We start from the raw sequence: 7,119 nt of genomic DNA, 5'->3' as shown, positions 1-7,119 counted from the left end.
ATCCTGCATGCTTGAGAAATCACGAGACTCCCATGCGAGCATGAATGCAGTCTCCGTACTTCTCGAGTCTTCGAGACCATTGATGATACCCAGTACCTCTGAACGGTCGGGAGCGACTTCTTCATCTTCCCACCATCCTTCATGCAGGCTACGTTGGAGCAAGAGGGTCTGGTCTTGTCCGATCATCGAGTATCTATGGGCTATCTCATACTCTAGCAGACGTTTGATGCCGTCCGTTGAATTCTCTTGAGCATTGTAGACAAAGGAGAGGAAGAAATCAGACAAGAGGCCACTTTCTTCAAGAGTGTATAACACACCCTTATCCAGTGGTGTATTTGCGAGCATGACCTGTGTGAGATGCCATGGGTCCATGGCAGGACTTCTGCCGATGGCCTCTTTGAGTACCTCCTCACTGAGAGGGCTTTTCGCATAGAGAAGGTCTTTCAATTCGCTGCTCGTCACGGTCATGGTCTCTTGTATAGCAGCCAATAGATCCAGTTTCTCGCCATGATCTACAGTGAGTTCGTACAGGGCTTTAGCTCCCTCCAAGGCAATGCGCTCTTGATATATATCCGTTTCTATGCTCGTCCTCTCCCGCTCATCATCAGCCTTATAGGATTTGTGTAGATGAGGAGTATGCGTGCCCCCTCCATCGTCATTGACTGTATAGTTGGAAGGACATGCTGATTCATATTCAAAGGGCTCTGGGTTCAGTGAGTTTGGAATCAGATCCATGTGCACACTTTCGCATTCTGGTCGTGTGATATCCGCATTGATATGTAAGTAGAAGAAGTCCAGAGTCGGATCATTAGCTGGAGCGATAACTCCATAATCATCATTGATCAATACATCGTGCTCGTCATTAAAACATCCGTTGTAGGAGAATTTATTGTTAGTCCTATCCTGAATGAACTGAGAGAACGCACCTTGAACATTTTTCCAGATACTGCCTGGTCCTGCATAGATGTCGATGCGATTCTGTGTAAAGAAGTTGCACCGGTTCTGTAGGCCTCGTTCACCTCTATCATCTACTTGACCTTGTGTGTCCAGGGTGTATGAGGCATTGATCTTCTTACTGTAGATACCTGTGCCTAGTCTATCAAAGTAGTTCCTGAATATCACATCATCATTTGGCCCGGAATTATCGACTATGATTCCAGATTGAACATCCGTTCCCAGAGTGGTGAAATGATTCTCTTCTATGGTATAGGCAGATGATCCGAGCAGATAGATGCCTTCGGGTATTCTATTCATCTCACCAGGTATGACTACATTCTGTGGGATGTAGAAATTATTGAATATCACTTGTTGCGCAAGTGTGCCATTGACCCTCATACCTGTTCTGCATTCTTGGAATTCCATCCCCTCGCAAGAGAAGCTCAGGCCATCGGCAGGAGTATTACTACTCACCAATCCTCGGGTCAAACGATAGAAGGCATCATGGTCTGAATCATTGGCATAAGTATCGTTCTCACCGATCATCCTGAATCCCGCTTTATACGAGCGAACACCTGTCCCTCGTTTGTTTATGGAGAATGTCTCGAATGGGGCTGTGCATAGGAATGAACTCTCCTTCAGGTATACTCCTTGTACCTTACTCATATAGACGTGGAATTGGGGCTCTAAGCTAGGGTCGTTGAATATCCCTGTCCAATCGAAGGTGCAATTGTCTATGCGCGTCTTATTTGCTTCATTCTCAAACAAGTGAGGTTTCATATAGATGCCCACCCAATTGTCCTCAAATCGGCTATTGAATCCTTTGAATATAGCTCCACCATCTACCCAAACACCGAAGGTGGCATTCTCTAAGAGCGAATTTGCCCTGAGCACGAATTTACCTTGTGTGATTCCTGCGCCTGTGCCTTGAGTGATGTTCGCGGTCCCTTCAATGGTAACTCCAGGCCACATGGCTTTATTACAGCTGAGAGATGTCAGGACACAATTGCTCATTCTCACGTAAGCACCAGGTTCCACGATCATTTCGGCATCGGGTCCGAACTCGAATCGCATATCGAATATATCGTAGTTGGCATCAGGACCAAAGACCAGATTGCCATCGAAACAGACGACTTCAGAGTCAAAAGGGTTGTCGGTTCCTTCCCAATCCTCTGTGCCATTGAAGTAGGTATAAGGTTCATTGACGATAGGGCTCAGCTCTAAACAGCAAGCTGCGCTGGCCATATAATCCTGAATCTGAGTGCCGTTATAATTCTGCTCAGTGAAGAATCTAAAGGCCATTTCTTCATCGATACCATCTATCGCAGCGAATTCAAGACCTGCGGTATAGTCGCAATTCAGCACGCTTGTGGACGTGGTAATCTCTTCGATAGTTGCATTTTGAGGCTCGTCAGGATTTCGAATTATGGCCAGTTGACCATTGTCTCCTTGAAGATAGAGCACTGGCTCCCCTTCAAAATATCCGGACTCTATTCGACTTAAGTAATATCTGTCCGATAATAGTTCCGGGAGAAAAGAATCTAAATTAGGAAGAGGGGCAAATTGATCAGTGCTCACTTCGATACACCTTATTTCGGCAGAGGTCACTGGGCTTGAGGCATTTTGATTCCCAATATTGATGTAGAGATAATTACCACTAGGGGAGAATTCATGACCTGCAATAATTGCCTCAATGTACCCGTCCAAACAGAATAGTCCAGGTACATCTTCCGTGAAGGTCCCATCATCATTCAATAGTATGGCATGTACTGTGGTAAATGACGGATCTCCACTTGCATCGGAGGTCGATAGAACATAGGACTGTAGATCGTTACAATAAGAGATTTCTAATTCACCCCCTCTCATTCCATTTTGAATTGAATTATTGGATTCTGAATCATCTCCATTAAATCCTGAACTACCGCAAGAGCCAAAAATGACATTGGTCGGATCGATGCTGATCTCACTACTGGTAACACTGTAAGATTTAACATGGCCACCATAGGATGCATAGAATCGTTTAAAAGGATTATCCTCATAATCTAAAGTTCCTTGAAAGATAAAAGGCTTCTGACTTAGAAGAGCATCGTTATAATCGAAGGCAATCATCTCTGCCAACCAGCCATTTAGACGCTCTTGATTCAATTGAGGATAATCTGAAACCTGTCCTTCAGCAATTAGATCCCCCAATATTTCTGGGTCATTGAAATTGTCGTTTATAGCTGATATATCGATAATCGTGTAGAATAGATGTACTCCGTCTTCATTGAAGATTGCAGTCTGAGAATCGTCCTCTTCTAGAAAACTAAAAACGATGTAGTATAGTGTACATGAACCAGGGACTGGAATCACGCTGACATCAGGCTGATTTGTTGGAATACAGATATCGCATTCATTCACACTTGGAATTCCATCGGTATAGACGAACTGTGCATCCGCAATCTCATAGCCATCCTTGTTGTAAATGTTTCCATCAATCACGAAAAAGAGAAGATTTCCTTTGTTGTCGTACTGTGCTTTTTGATGCATGACAGGTTGAAATCCAGTATAGTGGATCTCTGGGTCACTCCCTGGTATTGGTAATGGCTCGGTATTATCAAAAGGGTTTTGATCTCCGTCTAGGCTTATCTGTTGATTCCCAAAGCTCCAAAGTGGGTCTTGTGCAATCAAATTGTTAAACAATAAGCCATAACAGAATATCAAGCTCATAAGAAGAACAAGCTTGTTTGGATTCAGGTGGTTAAAGTCAGAAACAAGGGGGGGGGGTAATCAATTGATTACCAGTTGTTTGATTTTTCATGTTAATCGATCATTTAAGGTAATTATCCTCACAATCGATGCTCTGAAGGCCGCAGATACCACTGAACCACAAGAACACCGATCGAAAGACGAACAGTATTCCTTGAATGGGTCCAATAAGATTCAAGAGATGATGCAATGTAAGGAAAAAGACTACTAGTCAATAATGCTCTTACAACTATACAGGCGAATCAATGCACTTCAGAGACGAACTTCTCAAGGTCATCAGGCGTATCGATGCCAAAAGGAGCCTTTTCGATGACACGCGCATGGATGACATAGTCATTCTCCAACCATCGTAACTGCTCCAGCGACTCCTTGAGCTCGAGTGGACTGGGTTCCAATCGACCGAGATCCGGTAGCACATCCGCTCGATAGGCATAGACGCCTACATGCTGATAGCACTGGGAAAGCGGGTCACCCTCCCCCCTGTGAAAAGGGGCCGCAGCGCGGGTGAAATACAGTGCCTGACCGGAATGGGAAAGGACCGCCTTCACCCGATCGGGATTCTGGAAATCCTCCATGTTTGTGAATGGAGTCACTAAGGTGCCGATGTCAACGATCTCATTGGCAAAGATGCCGATCAAGGCCTCCAGGTCCTCAGAGCGTATGCCCGGTTCATCCCCTTGCACGTTCAATATGAGATCGAAATCTCCATTCAGAGTTTGCACGGCTTCAGCTATGCGGTCGGTTCCGGAGCGGTGTGTGTCCGAGGTCATCAACACCTGACCACCAAAGGATTGCACGGCCTGTATGATCCGCTCATCATCGGTAGCCACACACAGGGCATCAATGCTGGGGCAGGCGGCCACACGCTCATAGACCACTTGGATCATAGGCTTACCATGGATCTGTGCCAAGGGCTTTCCCGGAAACCTCGTTGAGGCGTAACGGGCAGGGATAACGGCCAATACATTCATGCGGGTCGAAGGTAGGGATGAGGAATTTAGAATGAGGAATTATGAATGAAGGAATGAGGAATTTCGAACCCAGAACCCAGAACCCAGCACTCAAAACACCAAACTCATCCTCAACACCACCCTCCGCGGAGACTCCAGTGCCAAGGGCCGGATGGCGTACTCCCGATTGAGAAGATTATCGATCACCACCGAGAATCTGTGTTCATCCAAGAACTGATAGCCCATACGCAGATCGAAGACCACATCTCCTTTATCGCGCTCATCACGCCAGCGGGACACACCGGATGGGAGCAGGCCGCCCAGTGATTCACCATCATCCAACTCCTCGAATATGCCATCGATGTTTTCCATGAAACTGTTATACCGCACCCCGAAACCGATGGAAGATCGGCCAGATTCCAGGTCGGCATTCAGGCGGATAAGATGTTGCATGCGGTACTTCAGGATCTCGTTCTCCGGATCGGAGCTGGTGGAACGATAACTCACCTCCCGGAAGGCCTCTATCGGGATACCCTGAGTCTCACTACGCGCATAGATCAGATCCGGACTGGTGGTGATGGGTAGGGTATAGGTATAGCCCATCAGAAGGCGGAGGGTATTCTTCTTGGAGAGCTCACCCTCGGCCCCTATGCTCAATTCGGCACCGCTGACCTCGGCAGAGCCCGTATTGAGCGAGGTGAATCCCAGACCGAGCAGATTGTCTAAGCTGGAGCTATCTGCCCATTGCCCGAAGGTGAATTCGATATAGTTCTCGAACTCCTGCCGGAAGAAGGCTACATCGGCAAATCCTTTGAAGGCACCGAAAGCGAATCCCTGTTTCACCCCCACCTCCAGATTGGACGAGGTTTCGGCCTCCAGCCCCGGATTGGGATAGATGTTCAACACCCCAACGGCCGTGGTGATATAGCGCTCTCCGATGGTCGGGAAGCGATAGCCTTGACCGTAGGAGGCTCGGAAATAGGTCGCTCTACCCGCTTGATAGTTGACTCCGGCCCGGAATACCGGTCGGGAATCGGTCTCGCCATCGATCTCGAATCGTTCCCAGCGGACACCGCCCGAGAGATGGATACGTTCTCCAAGCGCATAGTCGGATTGGAGGTAGAGGCCCGTGTTCTGCGAGGAATGGAAGGGGTCTAGCCCGCCATTGTTGAATATCTCCGAATCGCTTTCTGACCAGGTCTGGGCCAGTCCTAGGGTGGTACGTAGTCCTTCCGCACCCCATGCAGTCCCATCGAGCTGGAATTGGAATTCACTGAAATAGGTATCGGAGAAATTATCCTGGTCGTTGTCATTGGCATTGTCCAGACTGCTCCAGTTCCCTCGCCAAGTGGCTGCATGACCTTTGGGATGCCGATACTCGATGAAGGGGTTGATATTGAACACGGTCTGTCGCGTCTCGGTGGCCGATCCTGCAAAGGCCGAGTACAACCCGGTATCGATATTGTCCCAAAGCAGGGTGGCTACGCTGGCCCGTTTCTGACCGAGAAGATTCACACCATATACCAGACCTTCTATCTGCTGATCCCGATGACGGTACTTGATAAAACCACGCGCCCTGCGCTCGGCCGCAAAGTGGCTGGCATCGGCCGGACTGCGCTTGGGCTCGATGGTCCCCGTACTATCCACCCTCGGGCCTAGGTGACCATCATCATCGAGCAGATCGATGGAAAAGACCAGGTCATTGCTGCCCAACTGCTGGGCATGGGTCACCTGCTGACCGATGATCAGATTGTTGTTCTCCCAATAGCGATTGGAAGCATCGGGTGGCAGGGCGTAGGCTCCCGCATAGTAGTTGATACGTGTCTCGGGATCCGACCCGGGGTAGAGGCTCCGTACGTGTACGATCCCACTGAGTGCAGCCGAACCGTACAGTACGGATGCCGCTCCTTTGATCACCTCCACTTGATCGACCGCTTCCATTGGAATATTGGACCAAGTAGGCCTGCCGATATCCCCGCTGAGCTGAGGAATATGGTCCAGCAGGACCTGCACACGACTTCCTGCTCCGAAACTGTAGCCGCTTCCAGAACGGATCTGAGGTTCTCCATCCACGATGATCATACCCGGACTTTCTCTGAGTGCATCATCGAGTGCGGTGATATTCCGGTCACGCACCAGATCTGGACGTAGGACCTCCATACTCACCGTCACCTCTGCTAGATCCTGCTCGAACCGACCTGCGCTCACCACCACCTGCTGGAGCATCTGTACAGATTCCTGCATGCGTACCGTCACAGGGATTCCCGCTTGCTCTACCTCCACATAGGTGGTCTCATAGCCCAGCATGCGGAATTGTAGGGTTATCGGTAGACTGTCTGCTTCTACTTCGAACCTGCCCTCGGCATTGCTTATGGTGCCTTGATTCTTGGAGATGATGACCTGCACTCCGGGGAGGGTGGATCCATCCTCTTTGGAGAATACCTGTCCGTGCACCCGTGTGGTCTGTGAAGAGAGAATACAGGGG

General features: G+C 48.8%; 3 protein-coding genes. All 3 read right to left on the bottom strand.

Translation table 11 applies throughout. The annotated features are described in order from the left end of the window. A partial coding sequence (locus HKN79_12440) for a hypothetical protein (protein ID NNC84376.1) occupies nt 1–3,465 on the bottom strand: 3,465 nt, incomplete at its 3' end. A 461-nt stretch (nt 3,466–3,926) separates the two neighbouring features. After that, nucleotides 3,927–4,655, bottom strand: coding sequence for a 3-deoxy-manno-octulosonate cytidylyltransferase (gene kdsB, locus HKN79_12435; GenBank protein NNC84375.1), 729 nt, complete (start codon nt 4,653–4,655; stop codon nt 3,927–3,929). 90 nt (nt 4,656–4,745) lie between these two features. Beyond that, nucleotides 4,746–7,119, bottom strand: a 2,374-nt coding sequence (locus tag HKN79_12430) for a TonB-dependent receptor (protein NNC84374.1), incomplete at its 5' end; no start/stop codon positions are given.

The sequence above is a fragment of the Flavobacteriales bacterium genome (assembly GCA_013001705.1).
GTDB lineage: Bacteria > Bacteroidota > Bacteroidia > Flavobacteriales_D > JABDKJ01 > JABDLZ01.
The sequence above is the reverse complement of the archived record's forward strand: the minus strand, read 5'-3'. Positions and strand labels throughout refer to the sequence as shown.

What these genes read in the sequence shown, in the direction of transcription:
- kdsB (NNC84375.1), bottom strand. Translation starts at nt 4,655, where the DNA reads ATGAATGTATTGGCCGTTATCCCTGCCCGTTACGCCTCAACGAGGTTT.